Annotated in this window: 2 protein-coding genes; both read left to right on the top strand. The window is 57.4% G+C overall.

What is annotated here, in order from left to right; genetic code table 11:
- Positions 1–216 precede the first annotated feature (216 nt).
- Complete coding sequence (locus A3754_RS14135) at positions 217–768, top strand: YaeQ family protein (RefSeq protein ID WP_063520210.1); 552 nt, start codon at positions 217–219, stop codon at positions 766–768.
- A gap of 127 nt (positions 769–895) precedes the next feature.
- Positions 896–1,849: hypothetical protein (locus tag A3754_RS14130; RefSeq protein ID WP_063520209.1), on the top strand; the 954-nt coding region annotated here is incomplete at its 3' end.

Here is a 1,849-nt window from a genome sequence, read left to right as displayed (position 1 = left end):
CCCACCGCATCAGCGCGGCGCTGTTTGTCGGTTTCGGGGTCTGGGCGCTGGTGTAGGAACAACTGACGCCTGACGCCTGACGCCTGACGCCTGACGCCTGACGCCTGACGCCTGACGCCAAAAAGCGTATGCTCACGCGCTATCCCTGCAACCCTGGTCGCGCTGCAGGGCGTCAACGTCTGGCGTCCGGCATCTGGCCTCTAGCGGAACTCATTCATGGCCCTCACCGCCACCATTTACAAAGCCGAGCTCACCGTCTCCGATATGGACCGGGATTATTACGCCACCCATAACCTGACGGTGGCGTTGCACCCTTCAGAAACCGAATCGCGAATGATGTTGCGGCTGCTGGCCTTTGCCCTGAATGCCCATGAAGATCTGACGTTCTCGCGGGGCCTGTCCAATCCGGAAGAACCGGACCTGTGGCAACGGCACCCCAACGACACCCTGGCACACTGGATCGAACTGGGCATGCCCGACGAGAAGCGGCTACGCAAAGCCTGCGGCCTGGCCGGGCACGTGACCATTTACTGTTACGGCCCACGCGCTCCACAAGTGTGGTGGGACAGCATGAAGAACAAGGTTCGCCGCTTCGACAACCTGACCATTGTCCATGTGGACGCGGACAGCGAAGCAGCACTGGCCACCTGTGCCCAGCGGGCCATGCAGTTGCAGGCCATGATCCAGGACGGGCAAGTCTGGTTGGGCACCACCGACAATAACGTGGAGGTTGCCCTGGAAACCTGGTACCCAAACAACGCCCACTGATGGGTACTCTTTGTTTCCACCGCGTAGCCCGGGCTGTGCACCCGGAGACCCTTGTCTGCATCGCCGAAACGGAGTTCGCCATGCCCGCCTCACCGTCACAGCCAACAAAACGTAAAGAGCCGGAATAATGAAGAAAATCATCCTGGTAATTGGCGTATTGTCGCTGGCAGGGTTTACCACCTGGTGGCTGCAGGATGCGCCGCTTGATGACGCCGCCCGGCAGTGGCTGAACACCACACCCACTGATGACAACCCCGCTTACGCTTATCTGTTGGGCTTTGGCGCACCCGCCGATCAATCACCTGAGCGGCAGGGAAACGCACTGGTGCAGCGCCAGAAAATCCAACCGGATCTGTCGCTTCCCAATGATTATCGGGAGCTGAATGCATCGCCCTTGCTATGCCAAAAGATGGACGCGGCCTGCCTGCTTGAGCAGCAGGACAAGCGCATGCAGGCCGAGGTTCTGTTAAACCAGTATCAGTTCCTGATTGATCGCTACCGAACCCTTATCGGGTTTGCGTATTTCTCGGACAATACACCACCGTACCTGGAGGCTAGCTTTCCCGAGTACAGTCTGCTGCTCACCGCTTCGCGTCTGCAGTCTCTGGCCTGGGCAATCAGCGAAACCCCAGGGGAAAACATCGGCAAAGAAATCCAGCAGCTTCGCCACTGGCTGGCACAGGACCATAGCCTGATCAGCAAGATGATCGCCAACGCCATGCTGGCCGAAAAACTGCAACTGGTGGCGCTTCTGGTTCAACAGGGAAAAATGTCCGCGCCGAATCTTGCGTCATTGAGCCCGACAGAAAGAAGTTTTCATTCGCCATTGAAGAAAGAATTCTCGCTGATGGCGCATTTCTTTCTCCATGAGCAATACCGTGAGGGACAACAAAGCGCGAGCTGGTTTGAGGAACTACAATTCAAGGCGGGCCTGAAAAAAAACATCAGCGTGAATCGCATGCTGCCGCTTTATCAGCACTATGCAGACCTGTCGGAGCAGCCGGTTGACGTTATTGAAGCTGATACGTTCCAGCCCGAACCAACCTCAACGAGCGAGGCAATTCGCAACCCCATCGGTAAT

This window comes from Alcanivorax sp. HI0083 (assembly GCF_001635175.1).
The sequence above is the reverse complement of the archived record's forward strand: the minus strand, read 5'-3'. Positions and strand labels throughout refer to the sequence as shown.